The organism is Hoeflea sp. TYP-13 (assembly GCF_040932035.1).
Lineage (GTDB): Bacteria > Pseudomonadota > Alphaproteobacteria > Rhizobiales > Rhizobiaceae > Hoeflea_A.
Window position 1 is genome coordinate 93701 of sequence record NZ_JBFRBB010000006.1, and the last position, 23604, is coordinate 117304.

Consider the following 23604-nt stretch of genomic DNA (forward strand, 5'->3'; position numbering starts at 1 on the left):
TTTTCAGGTGGTCGGTGATGCAGATGCCGCATTGCCGATCCAGATTGCAGCGATGATGAGGATAATCGTCGCGACATGAAATACCACAAGTCCGTCGAGATAGCCGATCTCCTCCGGTGTGCGGGCAAACGCCTCAGGCACGTCGACGATCCACGAACGCAGTACCGTGTAGAGTACGATCTGGCTGATGGCCGCTGCAAAGAATGCGACCAGGCCGATGCGCCAGGCCAAAACAAGGCCAAGTGCAACGATAACATCAAGTATGAGATAAACGACATCGAGGACCTGCCATTTGAGCGGTGCCTGCGCCCAGTTGAAACCGCTCATGCCTGCCATGTTCATTACATGCACAAGAGCGCCGTAGGCATAGAAAGCGGCAACGATCCAAAAGATCGCTTTCGAGATCCAGATCATGGACCGAGAATAACATTTTCGGCCATCTTTCAGAACCCGACCCGCCTGAAGCCAGCAAACGCCTATGTACAGACGCTGTCACACATATGCATAGGCGCAGGTTGCGCCGGCGCAGATTTTGGGGCTGCCGGACTGGCGGAAATCGACCCTACAGGTGGCCATGCGGCGACCGTTGGATAGGATCGTGACCGTTGCCTCTATGTCGCCGGTCATCAGCGGGCGCATGAAATGGGTGGTCATATCGACGGTCGTCATGATCCGGTCGTCGCTGTTATGGGCGACGAGCGTTAAGACACCGGCCGTGTCGGCAATCGCCGAAACCGCCTGACCGCACACGATACCGCCCGTGCGGGCGAGTTCGTCACCGGCGGGTACCGTGAAGACGACACCGGTTTCCGTGATCTCCGACGGCTCGATGTTGAGGCGCTTTACCCACGGTGCAAAGTGTTCCGCCAAAAACGTTTTTACTTCGGCCACGCCATAACGTTCACCTTCCAATATTCCCTCCCGATCCTGTCTAAGGACTGCCGGACCGTATCTGCAGAAAGGTGTCCGACAGTCCCTCATTGCGGTATAATTGAACGGCTTTACCGGTCTCGACAACATGGCAATGTGGAAAATGCGATCATGACGCGGGATATTCCGTCAAGGCAGGGCATGTTCTCGATTGCAACGCTCTATCTTCAAAATGGCGGGCGCATCGGCGTGTGCGCTATGCCTGGGCGTTTCAGCGATCTTTCGTCTGACCTGCAGACGATCTCCGCATGGAGCCCGTCCATCGTCCTCACTCTGACCGAAAGAGTGGAAATGGATGCATGCGGCAGTGGCGAACTGGGATCGCTGCTCGAGCGCCGTGGAATTGGATGGAAACATCTGCCAATCAGGGACTGGGGCGGCCTTTCCGGAGACAACGCTGAAGTATGGCCTGCGCTTTCGTCCGCCCTGCACGAGGCCCTTGACCAGGGCGACGGCGTGCTGACGCACTGCAATGGCGGTCACGGGCGTTCGGGCATGATTGCGCTCAGGCTGCTGGTCGAGCGGGGGGAAGACCCGGAGACGGCCCTCAAGCGCCTTCGCCATGTGCGGCCCGGCGCCGTACAGGGGCAGAAGCAGCTCGACTGGGCGACCGGTGGTTAGGGAAATAGTGCGGTTGCGTTGCTGCCGTTAATCGGAATTGCCGGCAAACGAATCATAAGCGGCCAGCGCCTCGGCTCCGTAGATCATCGAAGGGCCACCGCCCATATAGACCGCGACATTGACCGTCTCGACGATCTCATCGCGTGTGGCTCCGTATTTCAATGCCGCCCTGGCGTGGTAGGCAAGGCAACCGTCGCATCTGGCGGTTATGCCGACGGCAAGCGCAATCAGCTCCTTGGTCTTTGAATCAAGCGCGCCGGGGCCGATAGCAGCCTTGGCCAGCTCGCCGAAGGCTTTGGCGACATCCGGAGTGCTGGAACGCACCGCTTTCATCCGCTGGTCCGTTTGCGCTAAAAAGCTGTCCCAATCTTCAACCGCCATACCAAATCCTCAGCTGTTCCGTTGCTGAGTACTCGTCGCATCGGATGCGACGGGCTTCATTGACGCAAGTCAAGCTGATCCGGCAAACCTGTCAGGCGGCCGGTCAAACGTCCTCGGACGCTTCCGCTTCCTTTTCCAGCACGTCCGCAATGAAGCGCCTTTCCTGGCACCGACAGATAGAAATTACGGGCGGCCGCTGATGGCCACCCCGACACCGGACAGAATCTGATTTTATTACGGCCAGCGAACCGCCGGCGGCATGGATGACAGGATCGAATCCACATTGCCGCCGGTCTTTAATCCGAAGATCGTTCCACGGTCGTATAGCAGATTGAATTCGACATAGCGGCCGCGCCGGATGAGCTGCTCATTGCGGTCCGCTTCGTCCCAGTGATTGTCGAAATTGCGGCGCACGATTTTGGGATAGGCGACCGTAAAGGCACGTCCGACATCCTGCACAAAGGCAAAATCCGCATCCCAGCCGCCGTCTTCGTCGCTCGAGCGCAGCCAGTCGAAAAAGATGCCGCCAACGCCGCGCGGTTCGTTGCGGTGTTTCAGGAAGAAATACTCATCGCACCAAGCCTTATAGCGCTCGTAGTCGGCCACCTTGTGCCGCATACAGGCGATTTCCATGGCCTTGTGGAAGAGCTGCGTGTCGGGATCGTCCTGAACGCGCCGGCGATCGAGAACCGGCGTCAGGTCGGCGCCGCCGCCGAACCATTGAGTGGAGGTGACCACCATGCGGGTGTTCATGTGCACGGCGGGGACATTCGGGTTGACCGGATGGGCGATCAGCGAGATGCCGGACGCCCAAAATCGGGGATCAATTTCCGCACCGGGAATCTGCTGGCGAAATTCCGACGAGAATTCGCCGTAAACAGTGGATGTGTGGACACCGACTTTCTCGAAGACCCGACCGTTCATCATCGACATGGTTCCGCCGCCGCCCTGGCCTTCATCGCGCTGCCAGTCAGTGCGGACGAATCGGCCCGGCGCATCGTCGGCAAGAGGTCCCGTTACTTCGTCCTCGATCTGCTCGAATGTCGAACAGATAGCGTCACGCAGCGTTTCAAACCATATTCTTGCTTTGGTCTTTTTCTCTTCCAGCGCAGCCGGATGGCCGAGCGGAAGGTTAGGCCTTTCCATCAGACATCGTCCCCATGTTTTCCCCGGTCCTCCATAACAGCGAAATTGACCGGATGCCATAGACTGATCACGCTAAATTACACACTTAGTGTCGCAATGTGATTGTTCCATCACTGCAGACTCGCCATTCGGTGATTTCAGGCCTATTATCCTTCCTTAGGGTACTGATAATGAAGCGAGTTCCTACAGTTCCGCCTATGGAAGGGCTGCGCCGTCACATCCGCAAAAGCCGGATGAAAAAGGGTTCGGCCAAGGGCGATTCATTTGTTCGCGAAACCTTTCGTCTGCCGCGTGGTGCGGCCCGTGCCAAAGCGCAGGAATGGTTCCGCGCGTGGCCGAAAGCGGCCTACTGGACCGAGGTTGAAAGCTGGCGGCAGCTTCCCGATGACGAGATCGAATTTACCATGCGCCGTCTGCCAAGCGCCGACTGACGCGCATCAAGCCTGTTCGATCTGGCGAATCGCTTCGCCGGTAACAAGCGCAGCCGATACAGCCAGATTGAGAGAGCGCCGGCCCTCAACCATCGGGATGAGCAGTCTCGCGTCAGCCGTGGCGTGAACATCGTCGGGGACTCCGGCGCTCTCACGGCCGAAAAGCAAAATATCGTTTAGTTTGAATGCGAACTGCCGATAGGATTGCTCAGCCTTCGTGGAAGCGAGTATTAGGCGGCGGTTTTGCTTCCGTCTCCAATCTTCGAAATACGACCAGCTGCGGTGCCGCATCAGCGCCGCCTGATCCGCATAATCCATTCCGGCACGCCGCAGCGCCCGGTCCGACATGTCGAAGCCGGCGGGTTCTATCACATCCACCGTAAGCCCGAGGCAAGCGGCCATACGCAATATGGTGCCGGTGTTGCCCGGAATGTCCGGCTGATAAAGGGCAATTCTCAAATCGGTCTGCATGGGTTCCGTATTAGTGCACGGTTTATGAAAAACAAACCACGCGAGGAAGGCGTGGCCATTGCGCAACACAACCTGTGCTTGATATCAGACGGGTACGATTTCGTCGTTCCCGAGGTGGAAATTGTTTTCGAATCGTTATACACATTTGCGTCTGGACCAATTTCAAGCAAGGGAGGGGTCACTTTGATAGTAACAATTCGACATCTCCGGCCACTTGCGCCACGCAGCGCGGCGGCAGATTCTTGGTCCGATTGCATCATGTCATGATTTGATCGCAATCCCTTTCCCGGAATATCGCTGACCCTTGGCAACCTACGCGTCTGGACGCGTTCGTTCGGGTCTTTTTCCATCGGGCAATGGCAACTCGTCAATCCTATCGATTGCGCCATATCTACATTCAGGTTTTGCGGACTGGCTATCAACGGTCCATTGCGCAGAACGTCCATTGCCCAGGCATTACAGAGGCTGAATTATGTTTGGCTGGTTTGAAAAACGCTTGAATCCCTATCCGCAGCCGCCTTCGGGAAGGCCGCCGCAGCAGATGCTTGCATTCTGTTGGCACTATTCGAAAGAGGCTGCGCCCTGGCTGGCGGTCATGTCTGTCCTGACTGCGCTGATCGCGATCGGGGAGGTGTTCCTGTTCAGCTTCCTCGGCGACATCGTCAACTGGCTGTCAGAATCATCACGCGACGAGTTCCTGGCAAAGGAAGGCACGCGGCTCATCTGGATGAGCGTACTGGTTCTTGTGGTCCTGCCGCTGATCGTGTGGGTGCAGTCGCTGCTGACGCACCAGACACTTCTCGGAAACTACCCGATGATCGGGCGCTGGCAGATGCACCGCTATCTGCTGCGCCAGAGCCTGTCGTTCTTTGCCGACGAATTTGCCGGCCGTGTTGCAACACGTGTCATGCAGACATCGCTTGCCGTGCGCGAAGCGGTGATGAAGGTCCTCGACGTTCTGGTCTACGTCGTCGTGTTTTTCATCACCATGCTTGTCATGGTGGCGGCCGCGGACCTGCGGCTGGCAGCACCGCTGCTAATCTGGATCGCGGTCTACATAGGCATGATCGTCTATTTCGTGCCGCGAATGAAACGTATCTCGCGCCAGCAGGCAGATGCCCGCTCGATGATGACCGGCCGTGTGGTCGACAGCTACACGAACATTGCAACGGTCAAACTCTTTTCCCACGCGGGAAGGGAGGAGACCTATGCGCGTTCGGCAATGTCGGAGTTCCTCGACACGGTGCATCGGCAGATGCGGCTGGTGACGCTGTTTCACGGCATTGTCTATTTCAACAACGCACTGCTGCTCTTTGCCATCGGTGCACTGTCGATCAATCTCTGGCTGGCCGATTCGGTATCGGTGGGTGCCATTGCGGCATCGATAGCGCTGGCGTTGCGAATATCGTCCATGTCGCACTGGATCATGTGGGAAGTTTCGGCATTGTTTGAAAATGTCGGCGTGGTGATCGATGGCATGTCGATGCTGTCGAAACCGCACATTGTGACCGATGCGACGGCGGCAAAGCAGTTGCATGCACGCAGGGGCAAGATCGACTTCGAGCATATCCGTTTCCACTATGGAAAGGATGGCGGTGTCATCAACGATCTGTCGCTGACGATCGAGCCTGGTGAAAAGATCGGCCTTGTCGGGCGTTCAGGTGCCGGCAAGACGACGCTGACAAACGTGCTGTTGCGGTTCTATGACCTGGAGGCCGGGCGCATCCTGATTGACGATCAGGATATTGCGGACGTCACCCAGGACAGTCTGAGGGCGCATATCGGGGTCGTGACCCAGGATACGTCGCTGTTGCACCGGTCCATCCGGGACAATATCGGCTATGGCAAACCGGACGCCACCGACGACGATATCATCATGGCGGCCAAGCGTGCCAATGCCTGGGAGTTCATCCAGGATCTTGCCGACCTGAAAGGGCGCAAGGGTCTGGATGCCCATGTCGGTGAGCGCGGCGTGAAGCTCTCCGGCGGACAGCGCCAGCGTATCGCCATTGCCAGGGTGTTCCTCAAGGATGCACCGATCCTGGTGCTTGACGAAGCAACCTCGGCGCTCGATTCGGAAGTCGAGGCAGCGATACAGGAAAACCTGTTTGCGCTGATGGAAGGCAAGACGGTGATCGCAATTGCGCACCGGCTGTCGACCATAGCTGAACTTGACCGGCTGATCGTGCTTGAAGCGGGCAATATCGTCCAGATGGGCACCCATGCCGAACTGGTCGGTTCGGAAGGGCTTTACGCCGATCTGTGGTCACGCCAGTCGGGCGGCTTCATCGATGTCGAACCGGCTGGTGAAGACAGCGCTGCTGCCGAGTAGAAGCAGCAAGCAGCCTTTAGAAGCGTCCTATCCCGGAAATTGAAGCCGGGATGGGGCATTTTCATCCGCGCAAGCAATAATCCTATCGCAAGTACAATCCTTAATGATGCGCCTGCTGTTTGCCGGTGCCTCGATTATCGGTATGTTTGCTCCCGGGGGAACTATGATTGGAGCAGGCGGTACGACTGCCGTAAGTACACTATGAAATCAGCTTTATTTGTTTTCAGGCCTTTCCTGTTGGCAATCGCCGTCGTCATAAGCGTCGGAACCGTGCAGTCCCTTGCGCAGGCCGGACTTACGAGTGTGACCGGGGGAGCGGAAGAGGAAAGCGCCGGCACGGGTGCGGTCACACTGCCGGAAGACCTCACCCCGGAAACAATTCGCCACCTTGTCTCCACCTTGAGCGACGAGCAGGTACGTCAATTGCTGCTCCAGCGTCTGGATGCCGTTGCCAGGCAGGACGCGACGGAGCAGGACGCCGACGCAGACCCGCTTGATTATATTATCAACCTGTTTGTTTCCGTCGGTGTTTCGTTCAAGAATTCAGCCTTGGGCCTGCCCCAGGTTTTTTCGGGTTTGAAGCATTCGATTACCGAATTCGTGGAACCACGCGGCATTGGGGGAGTGCTTTGGATGTTCGCGATGATGGGCGTCGCCATCATCATCGGGCTGGCTGTGGAACTCATTGTCACCCGATTTGCACGAAAATGGCGTGAGCAGATCGAGAACACAAAGGCACCCGAAAACCTGAGGGAGACGCTCGAAATCCTTGGCAAGAGACTGGTTCTGGAACTTGGCGGCCTTTTTGCTTTCTTTGTCGTTACCCGCATTTTCATCGAGATTCTCGTGCCGGTGAACGACCGGCCGATCATGCCTCTGCTTATGGTCAATCTCGTCGTGCTCCCGCGTATTTCCATTGCCATTACGCGGTTCTTGTTTGCGCCCAGCCGCCCAAGCCTGCGCCTTGTTCATACGGATGACTGGACGGCCCGGTTTATTTTTAACCAACAGCTTGGTCTGGTCATTCTCATTGGGTTTTCCAATGTGGTCATTGAATTTCAGAACATGCACGGCATTTCCTATGCTGAATCGAAAATCGGATTTTGGCTGTCCATAGCGTCGCTGACCTGGCTTTTTTATATCCTTTATCGTGCCCGCGACGGACTGACCTCCATTCTCATCGGGGCCGGCGACGACGCGACGCTGCTCGAACGGCTCATGGCGAAAGCCTATCCGTGGATTGCCATCGCCGCGATCTTTGCGACCTGGCTGGTTTTCGAGATGATCGTTGCCCAGGGGCGCATCGACCTGGTGGATGACGGCGAAGGCTATATCACTGTTATAATTTTGCTGATTGCGCCGGTGATCGACACCATGGTGCGTGCTCTCGTCAAACACCTGGTTCCGCCGATGCGCGGTGAGGGCGCGCTTGCCGAAGTGGCCTATCGGTCGACCAAACGCAGCTATGTCCGTATCGGCCGGGCGCTCGTCACTGTTGTGACAATAATGGTGATTGCGGAGGTCTGGGACATCGACTTCTCCAATCTTGCCAGTGCCGGTCTGGGTGCCCGCATTGCCGCATCCATGTTCGAGATTTTGTTCATCCTGGCTGCCGGATATCTGGTGTGGGAACTTGTTTCACTGTGGCTTAACCGCAAGCTGGCGGACGAACAGACCGCCGCCGGCCTTGATCTGGAGTCCGAAGAACCGGGCGGCGGCGAGGGCGGCGGCGTCGGCGGCACGCGGTTGTCGACGGTGCTGCCGCTGGTCAAGATGGCCGCCCAGGTTTCAATCATCACCATCACCGTACTGATCGCGCTCGGTCATATGGGCGTCGACATCACGCCGCTTGTGGCCGGCGCGGGTATTGTCGGACTTGCCATCGGTTTCGGCGCGCAGACACTGGTTAAGGACATCATGTCCGGCTTGTTCTTCCTTGTGGACGACGCCTTTCGTGTCGGCGAATACCTGGAAATCGACGGCACGGTGGGAACCGTCGAAAAAATATCGGTCCGCTCGCTGCAACTGCGCCACCATCAGGGACCGGTGCACACGATCCCCTATGGCGAGATACCGAAAGTGACGAACAATTCCCGCGACTGGGTGATCGTCAAGCTGAAATTCACGGTGCCGTTTGATACGGATGTCAACAAGGTCAAGAAGCTGTTCAAGCAGATCGGCAAGGATATCATGGAGGCTCCTTACGCCGAGGATATCATCCAGACCTTCAAGTCGCAGGGCGTTTACGACGTCAACGATGTCGGAATTGTGGTGCGCGGAAAATTCATGGCGAAGCCCGGCAAGCAATGGATGATCCGCAAGGACGTCTATGCCCGTGTGCAGAAGATATTTGCCGAAAACGGCATCGAGTTTGCGCGGCGCGAGGTGCGGGTGAAGATGCCGGAGGCAGAAGAGGGCGCTGAAAACGGCGATACGTCCCAGGCCGCTGCAGCAGCATCCCAGGCAGCGATCGAACAGCAACTGCTTGAAGAGGGGGCAGGCGGTAAATCAGGCTGACACCGTTGCCGTCTGAATAACCCAAACCTATGTTCCGCCTATGATTATTGACCGCCTATTCAGACTGTTTGAAGGCTGGATAAACCCGTTTGCCACGCAGAGCATATCCGAGTCCACAAGCGGTGCGGCGGGATTTTTGTGGCAATTCGTGCGGCAGGCGAAATGGCCTTTCATTGCCATGCTGGTGCTCGGTGGTGCGGTGGCGTTCCTGGAGGTGGCGCTTTTCTACTTTGTCGGCCGGCTGGTCGATCTTCTGGAAAGTTCCGATGCAGGTGCAGGCTGGCAGGGGCTGATCGATCAGCACGGACCGGAGCTGCTTTTCATGCTGCTGGTCGTTCTTGTCGGACGGCTGATGGTTGCGCCGCTTGTCACGCTCGTCGAGGAGCAGACCGTCGTTCCAGGGTTCTTCAATCTGGTGCGCTGGCAGGCCTATTCGCATATCGCGCGCCAGAGCCTTTCATTTTTCCAGGACGATTTTGCCGGGCGGGTTGTTGCCAAGGTGTGGCAATCGGGGCAGGCCATTGGCGATTTCATGACCTCGTTGCTGCAGGTCGTCTGGTTCATCGCGATCTATGCCGTCACCACACTTGTGCTTGTCGCCCAGCTTGACTGGCGGCTTGCAGCGGTCGTTGCCGTGTGGATTGCCGCCTTTGCTGCGATCGCCCGTCATTTCGTGCCGCGCATCAGGCACATGTCAAAAATGACAGCAGAAGCGGCATCGATGATCAATGGCCGGCTCGTCGACAGCTATTCGAATATCCAGACGCTGAAGCTGTTTGGACGCGAGGACGAAAACGACCGCTATATCAAACAGGGATTCGACCAGTTCCTCGGCGCCGTCATCCCCTTTACCCGCAATCTCACGGGGGTGCGGGTTTCGCTTGCGGCCCTTTCGGGGATCATGATTGTCGCCATCGGCTATTTTTCCATTGATTTGTGGCTGAGGGGGCAGATCAGCGTCGGTGCGGTGGCCTTCACTCTTTCCCTGGTGCTGCGCCTCAGCCTGCTGCTTGGCCGCATGATGACGCAGCTCAATGGGCTGATGCGCAATTTCGGCACCATCCAGAATTCGATGGACATGCTCAACAAGCCGATCCTGCTGCAGGACCGGCCAGATGCCCGTGAGCTTCGCATCACCAGAAGCCGTATCCGTTTCGAGGCCGTCAGCTTCCGGTACGGTGGTCGGAGCGCCGTGATCGACGATGTGTCGCTGACCGTCGAACCCGGCCAGAAAGTCGGGCTTGTCGGGCTGTCCGGTGCAGGCAAGTCAACGCTTGTCAATCTGCTGCTGCGGTTTTTCGATCTCGATTCAGGACGCATCACCATCGATGAGCAAGATATATCCAGGGTGACGCAAAATTCCCTGCGGGCCCACATCAGTGTGGTGACGCAAGACACATCCCTCATGCATCGCTCCGTGCGCGAAAACATCATGCTCGGGCGACCCGAGGCAGAGGAGGCCGATCTGATCCGTGCGGCCCGACAGGCGGAGGCCTTGCCGTTTATTCAGGGGCTGAAGGACCGGAACGGACGCGAGGGCTTCGAAGCCCATGTCGGCGAGCGGGGCGTCAAGCTCTCCGGCGGCCAGCGTCAGCGTATTGCCATCGCCCGTGTCATGCTCAAAGACGCGCCAATACTGGTGCTCGACGAGGCGACCTCTGCTCTTGATTCTGAAATCGAGGCGGCTATCCAGGAAAATCTGACAAAACTGATGAACGGCAAGACGGTGATTGCAATTGCCCACCGGCTTTCGACCATTGCCCGCATGGACCGCCTTGTGGTGATGCATGGGGGGCGGATCGTGGAGGACGGAAGCCACGAAGAACTGCTGAAATTCAACGGCCTTTACGCCAGGCTTTGGGCACGTCAGTCAGGCGGTTTTATCAACAGCTCAATGGCCGCGGAGCGCTGATATCGCCAAAAACTTGCGGCAATGTGCCTCTGGGCGGTGATGCAGGCTGGACATATTCTAAGAAGCAGCCTAGAACCCGGCCAATTATGGGGACTCTGCCGTATCTGAGGGGTGACAGGATGGTGCGGCAGACCGTTCCCTTGCCAATGAGTATGCGCAGAGGATGGTTAAAACCGTGAGTGAACACGATACAACTGCCGAGCCGACACGCCGCGATTTCCTCTATCTGACAACCGGCATGGCCGGTGTCGTTGGAGCTGGCGCTGTCGCCTGGCCATTCATCGACCAGATGCGGCCCGACGCAACGACGCTTGCCCTTTCAACCATTGAAGTCGATATATCTTCGGTCGAAGAGGGCATGTCGATCACTGTCAAATGGCGCGGCAAGCCGGTCTTCATCCGTAACCGTACCCAGAAGGAAATCGATGAAGCCAGTGCGGTTCCGCTCGAGGACCTGAAGGATCCGGCAGCGCGCAACGCCAATCTGGCGCCCGATGCACCCGCCCTCGACGTTGACCGCTCCGCCGGTGAAGACAAGGAAAACTGGATCGTCATGGTCGGCTCCTGCACCCATCTTGGCTGTGTGCCGCTTGGACAGGCCGGCGACTACGGCGGCTGGTTCTGCCCCTGCCACGGTTCGCACTACGACACCGCCGGCCGTATCCGTAGCGGCCCGGCGCCGGAGAATCTGGCGATACCGCCGTTCGAATTCATCTCCGACACAAGAATCAAGATCGGATAATAGGGGACTTACCGATGAGTGGTGGACATTCAACATATGAACCGACGAGCGGTTTCGGCAAATGGGTCGATTCACGCCTGCCGCTGCCCCGGATGGTGTATGACTCCTTTGTTGCCTATCCGACTCCGCGCAATCTGAACTACACATATACATTCGGCGCCATTCTTTCGATGATGCTCGTCGTGCAGCTCCTGACCGGTATCGTTCTGGCCATGCACTACGTGGCCTCGGTAGGTGGCGCCTTTACATCCGTTGAAAACATCATGCGCGACGTCAACTCCGGCTGGCTGCTGCGCTACATGCACTCCAACGGTGCGTCCTTCTTCTTCATTGCCGTTTACATCCACATGTTCCGCGGCATGTATTACGGCTCCTACAAGGCGCCGCGCGAGATCCTTTGGATCCTCGGCGTGATCATCTACCTCCTGATGATGGCAACCGGCTTCATGGGCTATGTTCTGCCCTGGGGACAGATGTCATTCTGGGGCGCCACGGTGATCACCGGCTTCTTCACGGCATTCCCTCTCATAGGCGAGCCGATCCAGCAGCTCCTGCTCGGTGGCTTTGCGGTGGACAATCCGACACTGAACCGGTTCTTCTCGCTGCACTATCTTCTGCCGTTCATGATTGCGGGCGTTGTCGCCCTGCACGTATGGGCGCTGCATGTGACCGGCCAGACCAACCCGACCGGTGTCGAGGTCAAATCCAAGACCGATACGGTGCCGTTCACGCCGTTCGCGACCATCAAGGATGCGTTTGCAACGGTGGTCTTCCTGGCTGTCTACGCCTATTTCCTCTTTTACCTGCCGAACTATCTCGGCCACCCCGACAACTATGTCGAGGCCAACCCGTTGGTAACACCTGCGCATATCGTTCCCGAATGGTACTATCTGCCGTTCTACGCGATCCTGCGTGCAATCACCTTCAATATCGGCCCGATCGACTCCAAGCTTGGCGGCGTGCTTGCCATGTTCGCATCGATCCTCGTGCTGTTCCTGCTACCGTGGCTCGATACGTCCAAGGTACGTTCGGCGGTTTACCGGCCTTGGTACAAGCTGTTCTTCTGGCTGTTCGTCGCCGACTGCATTTTCCTTGGCTGGCTGGGCTCCAAACCGGCCGAAGGTACCTATGTTGTGATGGCGCAGTTCGGGACGCTTTACTACTTTGCCTTCTTCTTCCCCATACTGCCGATTCTCGGCCTTGTGGAGCGACCGAGACAGGTACCCAACTCGATAACCGAGGCAGTGCTTGACAAGCATGGCGGCGGCAAACCCGAGGCGGCGACGGCCGCACCGGAAGACCGCGGTTAACCGGGCGTCAGAAAGGAACAAGAAAGATGAAAAAACTCGTCTCGACACTTCTGTCGCTTGTCATGGTTGCTGGTCTCGGCACTGCCGCTGCATTTGCGGCAGGAGACAGTGAGCATTACAAGGCGCCGAAGGAGCAGAAATGGTCCTTTGCCGGCCCGTTCGGTCTCTACGACAAAGGTCAGTTGCAGCGTGGTCTGAAGGTCTATGTCGAAGTCTGCGCCGCCTGTCACTCGCTGGAGCGCGTTGCATTCCGCAACTTTATTGATCTGGGATACTCCGAAGATCAGGTAAAGGCGCTGGCGGCCGAATATGAAGTCACGGATGGCCCCAACGAAGAAGGGGAAATGTTCGACAGGCCGGCAATCCTGGCCGACTATTTTCCCAAACCGTTTCCGAATGTCGAAGCTGCGGCCTATGCCAACAACGGTGCTGCTCCTCCCGACTTTTCGCTGATTGCCAAGGCTCGCGCGGCAACACGGGGATTTCCTCAGTTCGTTTTCGATATCTTCACGATGTATGCGGAAGGCGGGCCGGACTACATCTACTCGCTGATGACCGGGTATGAGGACGCCCCGCATGATGTGGAAGTCACCGAAGGCACCTACTACAATCCGTATTTCCTCAACGGCCTGTCGCTGGCAATGGCCCCGCCGCTTTCCGATGAGCTGGTGACCTATGACGACGGTGCGCCCGAGACGGTTGACCAGTATTCCAAGGACGTGTCGGCTTTTCTGATGTGGGCCGCGGAGCCGAAACTGGAAAACCGCAAGTCGCTCGGTTTCAAGGTGATCATCTTCATGCTGATTTTCGCCTGCCTGCTTTATCTGAGCAAGAAAGCCGTCTGGTCGCGCGTAGAGCATTGACCTGAGGCGAATATCCAATAGAAATGCGTAAGGCGGCCACGAGCCGCCTTTTGCATGTCCGACTGAGGCCTGTATCGAAGGGGATTTGGGTATGGATCGAACGCTCAAAGAAACATTGCTGAATTCCATTCGCACAATTCCGGACTATCCGAAGCCCGGAATCCTGTTTCGCGACATCACAACGCTGCTTGGCAATCCGCAGGCTTTCCGCCGATCCGTCGATGAACTTGTGCATCCCTATGCGGGGACCAAGATCGATCAGATCGCCGGTATCGAGGCCCGCGGCTTTATCCTGGGCGGCGCCATCGCGCACCAGCTTTCCGCCGGATTTGTGCCGATCCGCAAGAAGGGAAAGCTGCCTTACGACACTGTTCGGATCGCCTACAGCCTTGAATATGGCGTCGACGAAATGGAGATGCACAAGGATGCGATTTCGCCGGGTGAAAAGGTCATTCTCGTCGACGATCTGATTGCAACCGGGGGAACCGCCGAAGGCGCGGTGAAACTGCTTCAGAAAATGGGTGCCGAAATCGTTGCCGCCTGTTTTGTCATCGACCTGCCTGATCTCGGCGGGCGAAAAAAGCTGGAAGATCTTGGCGTGACGGTGCGCACGCTGGTCGAATTCGAAGGCGACTAGGCGTCAATACAGCAAAACTGCCCGAATCTTGACGCAGCTGTCTGGTTTCACGGGTTCCATGAGAAGAACAATCCGCCGGCTCATTTGGGTCGTCTTTGCCATTTCCGCTGCGGCGACAGTATTGTGGGCCGGCAAGGTCGGTTATGCCTTCACGGTGCTGTTCGGGCTGTTTGATCCGGTGCTGATTGCAGAATACCGGTTGAAGACTGCCGATGAAGCGGCCTATGTCCAGGCGATCGAGGAAGAGATCGACCAGGGCAATTATGCGACCGCCGAAAGCCTGGTGGCGCTGGCCGAAAAATATGGACACGCTGTACCGGTCGAGCTTGTTTCTGCTGCAGAGGCAACCCCATTGCGGCGCACGATCGCCACTGGCGGCAAGTTCGCCCGTGGTTTCGTCACCGGCAGCCAGGGAAGCGGCGAGGAGATCGCAGGCACGGTTGTTTCGGATTTCCTCGTTATTGGCGATATCCGCGACATCGCGGTGCAGGGTGCGAACTATGCACGCGGCGAGGACTATGATCGCATCATTCTCGGCCTGTCGGCGATCGGATTGCTGACCAGCGGCGGTGCGCTGGTGACAATGGGCGGTTCGGCGGTAATCGATGCCGGAATTTCGGTCATCAAGGCGACCTACAAAGCAGGCCGCATGAGCGGGCCGATGCTGCGGCAATTGACGCGCATTACGGGCCGGTTGTTCGATCGCAACGCTCTGGCGGCGCTCGATCTGCAAAAGATGACATCGGCCGCCGACCTGCGCACCGGCCTGAAATCCGTCATCCGGCAGGACGAGGCGGCGAAACTGGCTGCCATTGCGGCCGATGCGGGAGTAATAGTCGGCAAGGGTGGCGCGAGGGCTGGTGCCATGGCGTTTGAAATCGCAGATGATACGAAGGATCTGACGAAGCTGCGCCGCGTCTCCACGGCCTATGCGGACAAAACCGTTGCGGTATTCAAGATCGCGGGGAAGGGGCTCCTGCATCTCGCCGACATTCTCTGGCACCTGGTCAGCGCAGCAGTTTCGATGCTCACATCACTGGCACTGCTGGTGCTGAGAGTGGCAAGGCTGGTGTAGAGGCAACGGATTTGCACGGGGCGATCAGCAGATCCCGGCCTCAACACAAGACCAAGCCGGTCTCAACGGACGCTACATTCTCACCAGCACCGCATTGTCAAATTCGACGACCTTGTCGCCGTTCTGGTTGTAGCCTTCGGAAAACAGCTCGACGATCCCCCATTCGGGATTGTTCTGGCGCTGGCGTGCTGACGTGACGGTGTTGAAAAACCGGATCGTATCGTTGGCGTAAACCGGCCTGAGCCATTTCAGATTTGACAGTCCGGGCGAGGGTCCCATGACGGGAGGCGTCTTTCCCTGCGCCTTGAGTTCGGCGTCTCTCATCTCGCCGTATTCCAGGTTCTTTTTCATCCACACGGCGGTCGTATGCCAGCCGGAGGCGCACAGACCGCCGAACATGGAATTACGGGCTGCTTCTTCGTCCACGTGGAAGGGCTGCGGATCGTATTTTTGTGCGTAGGCGACAATAGCATCTGCGGTAAAGGTGTGGCTGCCGATCTCCACACGCTTTCCGATCTCAAACATGTCCAGGGCGCTCATTTGCGTTCCCCCTTGTCCCTGGACGCGAAAAAACCGGTATTTGCAGATGTACAGACAAGTTCACCGCGCTGATTGAAAAGCTCATGACTGAATTCGACCGCACCGATCCCCGGCCGGGATTTCAGCGATCTGGAAGAAAGAACGGTCGATTTGCCGTGCAGGGTGTCGCCGGCAAGCACGGGACGCTTCCAGTTGCAGTATTCGACGCCCGGCGCTCCTTGTGAGGTGGAATCCAATATGTAGCCGTCGATGAGCATGCGCATCATCATGGCGCATATGTGCCAGCCGGAGGCCGAAAGCCCGCCAAGAATGCTCGCCTTGCCCGCCTCTTCGTCCAGATGCATGGGCTGGGGATCGAATTCGCTGGCAAATTCGATGATCTCGTCGGCGCTGACCGGATAGGGTCCAAGCTCGAACTCACGTCCGGGAGTAAAGTCCTCAAGGGCGTATTTTTTCAATGCAACTGCCTGTGTGCTCATGGCGGCTCTTATGCCGCGATAGCCTCCGGCGATCAATGTGGATTTTCTCTACCGGGCTTAAATATCTGCAATCACGCCGAAAATGACCGCCGTGTTGCGGGCCGGTCGGTCCGGTCTGGCGAGCAGAGCGGCGGCCAGCAGCACATGGGTCTGTGTATTCATGGCGCCCCACTGCACCACGGTTGCAGTTGTGGCAATTCCGGCAGTTTGATGATCAGGTGTTGAACTTGAACAGCAGCACGTCGCCGTCCTGGACGACGTATTCCTTGCCTTCGTCGCGGGCCTTTCCGGCGTCTCTTGCCGCTACTTCACCACCAAGCGAGACATAGTCGTCATAGGCAATCGTCTGGGCGCGGATGAAGCCGCGCTCGAAATCAGTATGGATGACGCCTGCCGCCTGCGGCGCCTTGGAGCCGCGCTTGACGGTCCATGCGCGGGTTTCCTTCGGGCCGGCGGTGAAATAGGTGATGAGGTCGAGCAGCGCGTATCCGGCGTGAATCAGCTTGTCGAGGCCGGGCTCGTCCAATCCCAGTTCCGCGAGGAATTCGACCGCTTCATCGGTATCGAGCTGTGCAAGCTGGGATTCGATCTCCGCTGATATGACCACATATTCGGCGTTTTGCGCGGCCGCCATCTTGGCCACCGCCTCGGTTTGTTCGTTGCCGTTAGCCGCATCGGTTTCATCGACATTGCAAACATAAAGAACCGGCTTGGAGGTCAGAAGGTTGAGCGATTGCAGGAGACGCAGGTCCTCGGCTGCAATGCCGTCTAGCAGGAGACGAGCCGGTTTGCCGTTCTGGAGCAGTTCAAGCGCTTTTTCCATCATCGGCAAAATGAGGATCGCTTCCTTTTCACGGCCTGTTGCACGTTTGCGCATTTGCTCTGTGCGGCGCTCCAGGCTCTCAAGGTCGGCAAGCATCAGCTCGGTTTCGATCGTGTCGGCGTCGGCGACGGGATCGATCTTGCCTTCCACATGGGTAATGTCGTCATCCTCGAAGCAGCGCAGTACATGAACGATGGCGTCCACTTCGCGGATATTGGCGAGGAACTGGTTGCCGAGACCTTCGCCCTTGGACGCGCCCCGCACCAGCCCGGCAATATCGACAAAGGATATGCGCGTTGGAATGATCTCCTTCGAGCCTGCGATTTCAGCGATGCGCTGCAGGCGGCTGTCAGGAACGCCCACCTCACCGGTGTTGGGTTCAATGGTGCAGAACGGATAGTTGGCCGCCTGCGCAGCGGCTGTTTTCGTCAGAGCGTTGAACAGGGTTGACTTGCCCACATTGGGCAGGCCGACAATGCCGCATTTGAAACCCATTATTCTAATCCTTGTTTCCGAAGAGCTTTTTCAGCATGTCCGCCATCGGTCCTTTGGTGGGGGCTGCTGCAGGCTTTGCTGAGCGCGCAGCGCGGATATGCGACTGGCCCTTGGCCGATTTCTTTTTCGGTTCCTGATCGCCATGTGCGCCATTGCCGACGGCAAGGGCGAGCTTGTTCAAAAAGCTGGAGTCATCACCCGATACCATCAAGGCGAAGTTTTCCCCGACCGCCTCCAGCAAGGGCTCGACCCAGTCGCGGTCGGATTTGGCGAAATCCCCAAGAACGTGATTGTTGACGCGTTCCTTGACGCCGGGATGGCCGATGCCGAGGCGCAGACGCCGGTAGTCCTTGCCGCAGTGGGCGTCGATGGACTTGATGCCGTTATGGCCACCGTGACCGCCACCCGTCTTGATACGCGCCTTGCCGGGCTGCAGGTCGAGTTCGTCATAGATGACGATCAGATCTGCCGGCGAAAGCTTATAGAAGCGCATGGCTTCACCGACGGCGTCGCCTGAAAGGTTCATGAAGGTTTGCGGTTTGATCAGAAGGACCTTTTCGCCGGCCAGATGTCCCTCGGCGATTTCGCCCTTGAACTTTTTCGACCAGCTGGAAAAGGAATGGCGGCGGGCAATCGCGTCCGCCGCCATAAAGCCTATATTGTGGCGCTGGTTTGCATAGCGGGGTCCGGGATTGCCAAGGCCTGCGACAAGCAGCATTGCTCCGGTCTCCGTTGGGCAAAGCGATTATTCTTCGCTTTCGCCTTCTTCCGTTGCACCTTCTTCGCCTTCGGCCTCTGCACCTTCTGCATCGACCCCTTCTTCGGCGGCTTCTTCCGCTTCTTCCTCTTCGCTCTTCAGACCGGCCGGTGCGGCGATCGTCGCAATGGTGAAGTCGCGGTCGGTGATGGTCAGTTCGACTTCTTCCGGCAGCGTGATGCCCGAGATGTGAATGCCATCGCCCAGATCCAGACCCGTCAGATCCGCAATAAACGATTCCGGGATGCTATCTGCAGGACAGTTGACTTCGACAGTGTGACGAACGACGTTGAGAACGCCGCCGCGCTTGATGCCGGGTGACTCTTCTTCGTTGATGAAGTGAACCGGAACGTCAACGGTAACCTGGGTGTTCTTTGAAACGCGCAGGAAATCCACATGCATGGTGAAGTCACGGACAGGGTCCAACTGATAGTCCTTCGGCAGAACGCGGACCTTCTTGCCGTCGACGTCGATCGTTGCGATCGTCGTCATGAAACCACCGGCGTGGATCTTCATCGTCACTTCCTTGTAGGGAAGAGCGATGGAAAGAGGGGGCTGCTTGTCGCCGTAGATTACGGCTGGAATCATTCCGCTGCGGCGAAGTTCGCGGGCGGACCCCTTACCAACCCGTTCGCGCGCCTCGGCTTTAAGCTCATAGCTATTGCTCATGGCTTGTCCTTTCGAGGTTCATATATGGAGTGTCTTTCGGGATCTATGGCCCGTAAAAACATCGAGCGGCCACTGGCCGCCCCATCCGCGTTGCCTCCAAGGGTGTCTACGCGGACGCGCGCTATATAACCGAGGGTCCGGCGCTATGCAAGCACTATGGCGTATTTGATCATGGGTATTGCCGCCAGTGCCAAAAAGAAACCCGGGCGGATGAAAATCCGCCCGGGAAGACCTCGTGTCGAAAGGTCCTTTGGGGGTTACTGTGCCTGCAGTTCTTCAGGCGTTTTGTCTTCGATGGTGTCCCAGTTGGTGTCGGCGGCGACAATCAGGTTCGCACGGTCGGCTTCCCAGCGCTTCTGAATGCCGGGGGCAAGGTTCAGATAGAGCTTGTTGTCAACGATACGCCAAAGTTCCGGATCGCCGTCGAACTTGAAGCCCATGGCTGTTCCAAAGGCGCAATAGCCGCCATAGGCCGGTGCGTAGGCTTCCGGATTTGCAACAAAGAGGGCCTTGTTTTCTTCGTTTTCGAAACGGTAGGTCGCGCCTTTGTAGTCAGCGGTGATCTGGAAGTCGCCCGGTGTCGGAGCACCTTTTGTGAAATAGGCAACGGGATCATATCCGCGAAGCGCAAGGCCGGTGCTGGTGGCGTTGACGTCAACGCCAGCGGCAAATGCGTTGGCAAAAAGAACAGCGGAAACGGCGACGCCTGCGAGAGTTGTCCATACAGCTTTTAGCATTTCAAATTCCTCATTTTAAGGTTCAGCAAGGGTGGAGCAGGAAGCTGCCGGGCCCAACCGCGTCCTGCTCCGGGACCGGATGCCCGCGCCAGGCACCCGGTATGATTGGGTTGTATAATTAGGAACCAATTGGTACAAAACAAATGAATGTGAGCGTAACTTGATTGAAATTTGGAGCTGCGCTTCTATGACTTACAGAGACGCCCAGTGTGCGTTTTTGAATCGGAACCGAGAAATATGGCCAGACCACGCGAATTCGATATGGACGCAGCCGTAGACGGCGCGATGCAGATTTTCTGGCGGCTTGGCTATGCGGCTACAAACCTGCCGGAGTTGTTGAGCGCCATGGGTCTATCACGCGGCTCGTTCTACAAGGCGTTCGGCGACAAACACTCGGCCTATCTTGCGGCACTTGACCATTATGATCGCAACTGCATCGGAGCGGCAGTGAGGCTGCTTGGCGACCGGTCCCGTGGGGACGGGGCTGCGCGTATCGTGCAGCTTTTCGAGCAGACCGGATGCGGAGAAGGCGTCGCTCCACGCGGTTGTTTCGTATGCAATGCGATGGTGGAGCTCGGACCGCATGACCGAACCGTGGCGGCAAAAACAGCGGCTATGTCGAGCCGACTGGATGCTGCTATTTACGATGCCCTTGGCGATATCGATGATCTGAAACACGACGATACGGCGTCGCGCCACCGCAAGGCTGCAATCATCACCCGCCTTTATCTGGGCGCGCAGGCGATGAGCAAGACAGGAGACAAGGACGCCGACTGGAAAAACCTTCTCGGCGAACTGCTCGACTGCGAGATTGCCTGAGAATACAGAACCGGTTCGTGATTTAGGGCTACCCGCCGAGCCGCCAACTAGGCACCGCCGTGTTGCACCGGCTGGTTTTCGGTAGCTGCCGTCCGGCAACGCCAGTTCAGCCAAACCGCATAAACAAAGATCATCCAGGCGATGGACAGTTCACGCATCTCCGAGATTTCATGACCGGCCACAAGCCGGTGCCCCTGGAACACGTATATGAACTGACAAGCGATCATGGCTGCGAGAACGGCCACCGGCAGAAGTCTTTCCGGCCCTTTCATTCGCCTGAAAAGCGACCATGACAGCGCCAGGCCGAGAAAGAAATAGACCTGCAGCGGCACGATGCTCCAACTCTCAAACAGGAATGCAGTCAGGGGCATGGCGGCGGCGGCGAAAATAGCCGGAGGTATTACGTGTCTGTTTTTGCTGACCCAAGAAAAATTTGAGCTGTTCGCCCAGATGGGAAGCAGGCAAAACGCAATGGTGGCACCGGAATAGTAGATGAGCTCGAAACGATACGTGTAGAAATTATGGAGGTTCGTTTCATTCTGAACATTGCCGGAAAAAGTTTCGGGAGTTTGCCAACCGATATAGTGCTGGCCGTAGGAAATCTCTTCCATCAGGAGAACGAACAACACAAGCGCACAAGCTCCGGCAACAACCCGGAAGGGAATACCAAGAACCGGCTGGATGTTTGCGGACACGCGCTTAAGCGCAAGGCGGATAAATACGACAACGGCCAGCGCTATCAGGATGGCCTGGGCAATAGCCACGCCGCCTGTTTCACTGATCAGAGCACGAAACAACGGTGCGTTTGACATGGTCAGAACTGCGCCGGATACAAGAAAACCGATATTTGCGAGCCCCACCACCGCGGCCCATTGCAAATCCCGATGGGAGACTGCGACAGGTTTAGAGCTGGCGTTTTGAACAAAAATTGAGAGGATCAATCCGGCTGCAGCCGAAATTGCGATGACCGCAGTTTCAGGCAAGCTGTAGTTTGCCGGTGTCCAGTCGGGGGCCAGCTTTTCAAGCGGACGCATACCGACAATCGTGGTGTTCACCAACAGCGCGAATGCGGTTGCTGCCACACCAAATGCAAGTGCACTCCAAGCGGCGACAGCTTGCGGATTGAGAGTGTTGTTTACCATTGTCCCCGATCCCAACAAACAGCTGGATTGTTGCGAAAATTCGCAAAACCGCCAGCCATATTTGGGGTTTATGGTAAACGCTGCCAAAACAGACGCGCCGGTCACCGGGTGCGGCAATCGTCCTGATTCGGCAGAAAATCAGTCGAACAGGCTTGAAACGGATTCTTCGGAGGCCGTGCGCGTGATCGCTTCGCCGATCAGATTGGACGTCGTGATGACGCGAATGTTGTGGGCGTTCTGTACGGCGGTCGTCGGCTGGATCGAATCGGTGATCACAAGTTCTTTCAGCTTCGAGGCGGTTACCCTTGCCACGGCGCCGCCGGAAAGCACCCCGTGTGTGATATAGGCCGTGACGCTGGTTGCGCCGTTCTCCAGAAGCGCTTCTGCCGCGTTGCACAGCGTGCCACCGGAATCGACAATATCGTCGATCAGGATGCAGTCCTTGCCATTGACCTCTCCGATGACGTTCATCACTTCCGATTCGCCCGGCCTGTCGCGCCGTTTGTCGACGATTGCCAACAGTGAGTCCAGTCGCTTTGCAAGAGCCCTGGCGCGGACAACACCGCCGGTATCGGGCGAGACCACCATGACATTGGAAACGTCGTAGTTTTCCTTGATGTCGCGGGCAAGAATCGGCACAGCGAAAAGATTGTCGGTCGGGATATCGAAAAAGCCCTGGATCTGACCGGCATGAAGATCAAGCGTCAAAACCCTGTTGGCACCTGCTTCAGTGATGAGGTTGGCAACCAGTTTTGCAGAGATCGGTGTGCGCGGCCCGGGCTTGCGGTCCTGGCGCGCATAGCCGAAATATGGAAGGACCGCGGTGATGCGTCGCGCAGAAGCGCGCCGGGCGGCATCCGTCATGATCAGAAGTTCCATCAAATGGTCGTTAGCCGGATAGGCAGTCGACTGAATGATGAACACGTCCTCACCGCGAACATTCTCCTTGATCTCGACGAAGATCTCCTGATCGGCGAAACGCCGGACCGTTGCACTGCCGAGGGGAATGTTGAGGTAGTTGCAGATAGACTCTGCCAGGACCCGGTTTGAATTGCCCGAAAAAAGCTTCATGGCGGCGCTGCCTGTCTTGGTATCCCTGATGGGCGGCGTTTTAGCGGGCTTGTGCACGAATGCAAGTGCCTACAGCGCAATAATAGACTTTATTCCAAAGGAACCGGGTATTTATCCGTAATTCGAGGGCCCGCGGTAGAGATTAGAGCAAGATCGGTTCAAATGATCCCGCATAAACAAGAAATGCTCTAGCCGCCCGATTGCGCGTTCCAGCTCACATAGTCGGCGATCGTGCGCGCGGCGATGGCTTCCATCGTTGCCGCCTGGACAACGTCCCAGGGATCGGCAGCAGTGCCCTGGGCAACCTCCTGGCCCCGGATGCGATGCAACCTGTTGCCGCTGCTGTCGAGGACATCCCAGACGAATGCGACGGTTGTTTTATCGCCGTCTGCAAAGGCTGAAAAATAGCCCTTGAGAATATGATCACTGGTACCGTTGCCTGAATTGAGGATAACGAGGCCACGGGCGCGCGCCTCGGAGCCCAACTGCCGTGAGAGAGGTCGAACGGCGTTGACCGGGGCGCCAATTACCGGGGTGAAGCTGATCGTGCCCTGGCTGCGCGGTGTGGGCAGGGCTGCAGTGGTCGTTGGCGCGGGCGTATTGTTGGCCGGTGCGCTGCTGGTCACCTGTCCCGAAGGGATTGCCGGCTGATCAGATGCGATCTGTTCTACCGGAGCGCCCGGATCGTCGGGATTAACCGGCGT

Annotated in this window: 24 protein-coding genes and 1 pseudogene; 11 read left to right on the top strand and 14 right to left on the bottom strand. The window is 57.4% G+C overall.

The window, feature by feature from the left end:
* Nucleotides 1-3 precede the first annotated feature (3 nt).
* The gene (locus ABVT35_RS26095; protein WP_368470549.1) at nucleotides 4-414 is read right to left on the bottom strand and encodes a hypothetical protein; all 411 of its coding nucleotides are present in this window, start codon (nucleotides 412-414) and stop codon (nucleotides 4-6) included.
* A gap of 78 nt (nucleotides 415-492) precedes the next feature.
* Nucleotides 493-912 carry a PaaI family thioesterase gene (locus ABVT35_RS26100; RefSeq protein WP_368470550.1) on the bottom strand — a complete coding sequence of 140 codons (420 nt, stop codon included), beginning with the start codon at nucleotides 910-912 and terminating at the stop codon, nucleotides 493-495.
* Nucleotides 913-1041: 129 nt separating this feature from the next.
* Between ABVT35_RS26100 and ABVT35_RS26105 the strand changes: the two genes are divergently transcribed.
* The gene (locus ABVT35_RS26105) at nucleotides 1042-1551 is read left to right on the top strand and encodes a phosphatase (RefSeq protein WP_368470551.1); all 510 of its coding nucleotides are present in this window, start codon (nucleotides 1042-1044) and stop codon (nucleotides 1549-1551) included.
* A 27-nt stretch (nucleotides 1552-1578) separates the two neighbouring features.
* Here ABVT35_RS26105 and ABVT35_RS26110 read toward each other — a convergent pair whose 3' ends face one another.
* Together ABVT35_RS26110 and hemF are read right to left on the bottom strand one after the other, a co-directional pair.
* A complete protein-coding gene (locus tag ABVT35_RS26110; protein WP_368470552.1) occupies nucleotides 1579-1932 on the bottom strand; it encodes a carboxymuconolactone decarboxylase family protein in 354 nt (117 codons plus the stop codon).
* Between the two features lie 234 nt (nucleotides 1933-2166).
* Nucleotides 2167-3078 carry an oxygen-dependent coproporphyrinogen oxidase gene (gene hemF, locus ABVT35_RS26115; RefSeq protein ID WP_368470553.1) on the bottom strand — a complete coding sequence of 304 codons (912 nt, stop codon included), beginning with the start codon at nucleotides 3076-3078 and terminating at the stop codon, nucleotides 2167-2169.
* Between the two features lie 170 nt (nucleotides 3079-3248).
* Between hemF and ABVT35_RS26120 the strand changes: the two genes are divergently transcribed.
* Nucleotides 3249-3509 carry a hypothetical protein gene (locus tag ABVT35_RS26120; RefSeq protein WP_368470554.1) on the top strand — a complete coding sequence of 87 codons (261 nt, stop codon included), beginning with the start codon at nucleotides 3249-3251 and terminating at the stop codon, nucleotides 3507-3509.
* A 6-nt stretch (nucleotides 3510-3515) separates the two neighbouring features.
* Here the strand turns inward: ABVT35_RS26120 and ABVT35_RS26125 are convergent, their stop codons facing one another.
* Nucleotides 3516-3980 carry a tRNA (cytidine(34)-2'-O)-methyltransferase gene (locus tag ABVT35_RS26125; RefSeq protein WP_368470555.1) on the bottom strand — a complete coding sequence of 155 codons (465 nt, stop codon included), beginning with the start codon at nucleotides 3978-3980 and terminating at the stop codon, nucleotides 3516-3518.
* A 472-nt stretch (nucleotides 3981-4452) separates the two neighbouring features.
* Here ABVT35_RS26125 and ABVT35_RS26130 point away from each other — a divergent pair, with 472 nt between their 5' ends.
* The 8 genes from ABVT35_RS26130 (at nucleotide 4453) to ABVT35_RS26165 (ending at nucleotide 15368) form a co-directional block, all read left to right on the top strand.
* Nucleotides 4453-6312 (top strand): ABC transporter ATP-binding protein, encoded by a 1860-nt coding sequence (locus tag ABVT35_RS26130; protein WP_368470556.1) that lies wholly within the window; start codon nucleotides 4453-4455, stop codon nucleotides 6310-6312.
* Between the two features lie 201 nt (nucleotides 6313-6513).
* Nucleotides 6514-8829, top strand: a complete 2316-nt coding sequence (locus ABVT35_RS26135) for a mechanosensitive ion channel family protein (RefSeq protein WP_368470557.1) — start codon at nucleotides 6514-6516, stop codon at nucleotides 8827-8829.
* A gap of 40 nt (nucleotides 8830-8869) precedes the next feature.
* Nucleotides 8870-10741 carry an ABC transporter ATP-binding protein gene (locus tag ABVT35_RS26140; protein ID WP_368470558.1) on the top strand — a complete coding sequence of 624 codons (1872 nt, stop codon included), beginning with the start codon at nucleotides 8870-8872 and terminating at the stop codon, nucleotides 10739-10741.
* Between the two features lie 175 nt (nucleotides 10742-10916).
* The gene (gene petA, locus ABVT35_RS26145; protein ID WP_368470559.1) at nucleotides 10917-11483 is read left to right on the top strand and encodes a ubiquinol-cytochrome c reductase iron-sulfur subunit; all 567 of its coding nucleotides are present in this window, start codon (nucleotides 10917-10919) and stop codon (nucleotides 11481-11483) included.
* 14 nt (nucleotides 11484-11497) lie between these two features.
* On the top strand, nucleotides 11498-12793 hold the full coding sequence (locus ABVT35_RS26150) for a cytochrome bc complex cytochrome b subunit (protein WP_368470560.1): 1296 nt from the start codon (nucleotides 11498-11500) through the stop codon (nucleotides 12791-12793).
* Between the two features lie 26 nt (nucleotides 12794-12819).
* Nucleotides 12820-13656: a cytochrome c1 gene (locus ABVT35_RS26155; RefSeq protein ID WP_368470561.1), complete on the top strand. Its 837-nt coding sequence runs from the start codon at nucleotides 12820-12822 to the stop codon at nucleotides 13654-13656.
* 91 nt (nucleotides 13657-13747) lie between these two features.
* On the top strand, nucleotides 13748-14293 hold the full coding sequence (locus tag ABVT35_RS26160; RefSeq protein ID WP_368470562.1) for an adenine phosphoribosyltransferase: 546 nt from the start codon (nucleotides 13748-13750) through the stop codon (nucleotides 14291-14293).
* A 58-nt stretch (nucleotides 14294-14351) separates the two neighbouring features.
* Complete coding sequence (locus ABVT35_RS26165; RefSeq protein WP_368470563.1) at nucleotides 14352-15368, top strand: hypothetical protein; 1017 nt, start codon at nucleotides 14352-14354, stop codon at nucleotides 15366-15368.
* Nucleotides 15369-15440: 72 nt separating this feature from the next.
* On the opposite strand, the gene ABVT35_RS26170 is transcribed toward ABVT35_RS26165, so the two are convergent.
* From ABVT35_RS26170 to ABVT35_RS26195, 6 genes are all read right to left on the bottom strand, one after another.
* On the bottom strand, nucleotides 15441-15908 hold the full coding sequence (locus tag ABVT35_RS26170; RefSeq protein ID WP_368470564.1) for a MaoC family dehydratase: 468 nt from the start codon (nucleotides 15906-15908) through the stop codon (nucleotides 15441-15443).
* Nucleotides 15905-16387, bottom strand: a complete 483-nt coding sequence (locus ABVT35_RS26175) for a MaoC family dehydratase (RefSeq protein WP_368470565.1) — start codon at nucleotides 16385-16387, stop codon at nucleotides 15905-15907. The genes ABVT35_RS26170 and ABVT35_RS26175 overlap by 4 nt, the downstream gene beginning before the upstream one ends.
* A 214-nt stretch (nucleotides 16388-16601) precedes the next feature.
* Nucleotides 16602-17705 (bottom strand): redox-regulated ATPase YchF, encoded by a 1104-nt coding sequence (gene ychF, locus ABVT35_RS26180; RefSeq protein WP_368470567.1) that lies wholly within the window; start codon nucleotides 17703-17705, stop codon nucleotides 16602-16604.
* Nucleotides 17706-17709: 4 nt separating this feature from the next.
* Nucleotides 17710-18423 (bottom strand): aminoacyl-tRNA hydrolase, encoded by a 714-nt coding sequence (gene pth / locus ABVT35_RS26185; RefSeq protein ID WP_368470568.1) that lies wholly within the window; start codon nucleotides 18421-18423, stop codon nucleotides 17710-17712.
* A gap of 27 nt (nucleotides 18424-18450) precedes the next feature.
* Nucleotides 18451-19131, bottom strand: a complete 681-nt coding sequence (locus ABVT35_RS26190; protein ID WP_368470569.1) for a 50S ribosomal protein L25/general stress protein Ctc — start codon at nucleotides 19129-19131, stop codon at nucleotides 18451-18453.
* A 257-nt stretch (nucleotides 19132-19388) separates the two neighbouring features.
* Nucleotides 19389-19868 (bottom strand): YHS domain-containing (seleno)protein, encoded by a 480-nt coding sequence (locus tag ABVT35_RS26195; protein ID WP_368470570.1) that lies wholly within the window; start codon nucleotides 19866-19868, stop codon nucleotides 19389-19391.
* Between the two features lie 237 nt (nucleotides 19869-20105).
* On the opposite strand from ABVT35_RS26195, the gene ABVT35_RS26200 reads away from it, so the two are divergent.
* Nucleotides 20106-20687, top strand: coding sequence for a TetR/AcrR family transcriptional regulator (locus ABVT35_RS26200; RefSeq protein WP_368470571.1), 582 nt, complete (start codon nucleotides 20106-20108; stop codon nucleotides 20685-20687).
* A gap of 47 nt (nucleotides 20688-20734) precedes the next feature.
* Here ABVT35_RS26200 and ABVT35_RS26205 read toward each other — a convergent pair whose 3' ends face one another.
* From ABVT35_RS26205 to ABVT35_RS26215, 3 genes and pseudogenes are all read right to left on the bottom strand, one after another.
* Entirely contained in the window at nucleotides 20735-21829 is a 1095-nt protein-coding gene (locus tag ABVT35_RS26205) for a hypothetical protein (RefSeq protein ID WP_368470572.1), read from the bottom strand.
* Nucleotides 21830-21967: 138 nt separating this feature from the next.
* Entirely contained in the window at nucleotides 21968-22900 is a 933-nt protein-coding gene (locus ABVT35_RS26210) for a ribose-phosphate pyrophosphokinase (RefSeq protein ID WP_368470573.1), read from the bottom strand.
* A 188-nt stretch (nucleotides 22901-23088) separates the two neighbouring features.
* Nucleotides 23089-23451 (bottom strand): annotated as a pseudogene (locus ABVT35_RS26215) (hypothetical protein); the annotation flags it as partial.
* Nucleotides 23452-23604 lie beyond the last annotated feature (153 nt).

Coding starts and splice junctions, on each gene's coding strand:
- ABVT35_RS26095 (WP_368470549.1), bottom strand. CDS start 414: ATGATCTGGATCTCGAAAGCGATCTTTTGGATCGTTGCCGCTTTCTAT.
- ABVT35_RS26105 (WP_368470551.1), top strand. CDS start 1,042: ATGACGCGGGATATTCCGTCAAGGCAGGGCATGTTCTCGATTGCAACG.
- ABVT35_RS26110 (WP_368470552.1), bottom strand. CDS start 1,932: ATGGCGGTTGAAGATTGGGACAGCTTTTTAGCGCAAACGGACCAGCGG.
- hemF (WP_368470553.1), bottom strand. CDS start 3,078: ATGGAAAGGCCTAACCTTCCGCTCGGCCATCCGGCTGCGCTGGAAGAG.
- ABVT35_RS26120 (WP_368470554.1), top strand. CDS start 3,249: ATGAAGCGAGTTCCTACAGTTCCGCCTATGGAAGGGCTGCGCCGTCAC.
- ABVT35_RS26125 (WP_368470555.1), bottom strand. CDS start 3,980: ATGCAGACCGATTTGAGAATTGCCCTTTATCAGCCGGACATTCCGGGC.
- ABVT35_RS26130 (WP_368470556.1), top strand. CDS start 4,453: ATGTTTGGCTGGTTTGAAAAACGCTTGAATCCCTATCCGCAGCCGCCT.
- ABVT35_RS26135 (WP_368470557.1), top strand. CDS start 6,514: ATGAAATCAGCTTTATTTGTTTTCAGGCCTTTCCTGTTGGCAATCGCC.
- ABVT35_RS26140 (WP_368470558.1), top strand. CDS start 8,870: ATGATTATTGACCGCCTATTCAGACTGTTTGAAGGCTGGATAAACCCG.
- ABVT35_RS26150 (WP_368470560.1), top strand. CDS start 11,498: ATGAGTGGTGGACATTCAACATATGAACCGACGAGCGGTTTCGGCAAA.
- ABVT35_RS26155 (WP_368470561.1), top strand. CDS start 12,820: ATGAAAAAACTCGTCTCGACACTTCTGTCGCTTGTCATGGTTGCTGGT.
- ABVT35_RS26160 (WP_368470562.1), top strand. CDS start 13,748: ATGGATCGAACGCTCAAAGAAACATTGCTGAATTCCATTCGCACAATT.
- ABVT35_RS26165 (WP_368470563.1), top strand. CDS start 14,352: ATGAGAAGAACAATCCGCCGGCTCATTTGGGTCGTCTTTGCCATTTCC.
- ABVT35_RS26170 (WP_368470564.1), bottom strand. CDS start 15,908: ATGAGCGCCCTGGACATGTTTGAGATCGGAAAGCGTGTGGAGATCGGC.
- ABVT35_RS26175 (WP_368470565.1), bottom strand. CDS start 16,387: ATGAGCACACAGGCAGTTGCATTGAAAAAATACGCCCTTGAGGACTTT.
- ychF (WP_368470567.1), bottom strand. CDS start 17,705: ATGGGTTTCAAATGCGGCATTGTCGGCCTGCCCAATGTGGGCAAGTCA.
- pth (WP_368470568.1), bottom strand. CDS start 18,423: ATGCTGCTTGTCGCAGGCCTTGGCAATCCCGGACCCCGCTATGCAAAC.
- ABVT35_RS26190 (WP_368470569.1), bottom strand. CDS start 19,131: ATGAGCAATAGCTATGAGCTTAAAGCCGAGGCGCGCGAACGGGTTGGT.
- ABVT35_RS26195 (WP_368470570.1), bottom strand. CDS start 19,868: ATGCTAAAAGCTGTATGGACAACTCTCGCAGGCGTCGCCGTTTCCGCT.
- ABVT35_RS26200 (WP_368470571.1), top strand. CDS start 20,106: ATGGCCAGACCACGCGAATTCGATATGGACGCAGCCGTAGACGGCGCG.
- ABVT35_RS26205 (WP_368470572.1), bottom strand. CDS start 21,829: ATGGTAAACAACACTCTCAATCCGCAAGCTGTCGCCGCTTGGAGTGCA.
- ABVT35_RS26210 (WP_368470573.1), bottom strand. CDS start 22,900: ATGAAGCTTTTTTCGGGCAATTCAAACCGGGTCCTGGCAGAGTCTATC.